The sequence below is a fragment of the Blastomonas sp. AAP25 genome (assembly GCF_001295965.1).
GTDB lineage: Bacteria > Pseudomonadota > Alphaproteobacteria > Sphingomonadales > Sphingomonadaceae > Blastomonas > Blastomonas fulva.
This window is the reverse complement of sequence record NZ_LJHP01000051.1, coordinates 1-1,372: the sequence shown is the minus strand read 5'-3', so window position 1 is coordinate 1,372 and position 1,372 is coordinate 1. Positions and strand designations below refer to the sequence as shown.

Sequence of the window (1,372 nt, the reverse complement as noted above, 5' to 3'; positions counted from 1 at the left end):
TGACGTGATGGCGTGGACGACTCCTGCACGAGCGTAGCTGTGCAATGATGGGCCGTTGTAGGTCCACGTCTAGGAGTCGGCAAATGAAGCAGGAGATTGTTACCGTCGGTTTGGATCTGGCGAAGAGTGTTTTTCAAGTTCACGCGATCGGGAGCGATGGCGCCGTCCTCATCCGGCGCAAGCTTCGGCGCGCAGAGGTAATCGGCTTCTTCACCGATCTGCCAAGCTGCCTTGTTGGTATGGAAGCATGTGCATCGGCCCATCATTGGGCTCGCGAGCTGATCGCACTGGGCCACGAGGTCCGGCTGATGCCGCCCGCCTATGTAAAGCCCTATGTAAAGCGTGGGAAGACTGATGCAGCAGATGCCGAGGCGATCTGCGAGGCGGTGACGCGACCGACGATGCGGTTTGTTGCGGTGAAGACCGTCGAACAGCAGGCGGTATTGATGCTCCACAAGAGCCGCGACCTGATGGTGCGGCAGCGGACCATGCTCATCAATGCCTTGCGGGGCCACCTCGCTGAGTACGGTATCGTGACGGGTATTGATGCGGGTGGCGTAACCGCGATGCTGAAGGCGCTGCATGAGCGACAAGAAGAGCTGCCTGCCCATGCTCGTTCTGCGTTGCACGGGCTCGCTGCTCAGCTGAGAGCGCTCACCAGCGAGATCGATAGACTGGAAGCGCAAATCCTCGCGTGGCATCGCGCCGACGAGACGAGCAGGCGGCTCGCCACGATCCCGGGCATCGGCCCGATCACCGCGTCAGCTATATCGGCCGCAGTGCCAGATGCGTCTCTGTTCCGATCCGGACGCCAGTTCGCAGCATGGCTAGGGCTCACGCCCCGAGCGAATAGCTCTGGCGGCAAGGAACGGCTGGGCGGAATCACCAAGCAGGGCGACGGCTACTTACGACGGCTGCTTGTGGTCGGCGCGACAGCGGTGATGCGTATGACGCGCAAAAACGCTGATCGGCAGCCTTGGATGGCGCAGCTCCTGGAGCGCAAGCCTGCGAAGATCGCGACAGTCGCGCTCGCCAACAAAACAGCGCGCATCGCTTGGGCGGTCATGTCGCGCAAAGAAGTCTACGCGGCTGAAACCGCGTGACCGTCATCCGCGCTGCCGTGTTACGCACGGGAGCAGGATGGCGCAGGAGTCGCTGAGTAGTGATGACAAACCGGTCAGACCGGGGGTCGGCAAAACCCAGGGGGTCACAGCGCTTCGAGCGCGATGACGTGATTAGGGAGCCAACCTGCGGACTTCATCAGGGCCAGCAGCCATGCGGTGCTGCACGAACAGGCCGAACACATGGATGCACCCGACCGGTGCTCATCGCTAAACAAAAGCTCTTGCGCCACAGGGGTCGTCCACACATG

General features: G+C 61.7%; 1 protein-coding gene. It reads left to right on the top strand.

Features of this window, described 5'->3' with window-relative positions; all coding sequences use genetic code 11:
• Positions 1 to 83: 83 nt before the first annotated feature.
• Complete coding sequence (locus IP68_RS19600; protein WP_054136709.1) at positions 84 to 1,103, top strand: IS110 family transposase; 1,020 nt, start codon at positions 84 to 86, stop codon at positions 1,101 to 1,103.
• Positions 1,104 to 1,372 lie beyond the last annotated feature (269 nt).

Coding starts and splice junctions, on each gene's coding strand:
- IP68_RS19600 (WP_054136709.1), top strand. CDS start 84: ATGAAGCAGGAGATTGTTACCGTCGGTTTGGATCTGGCGAAGAGTGTT.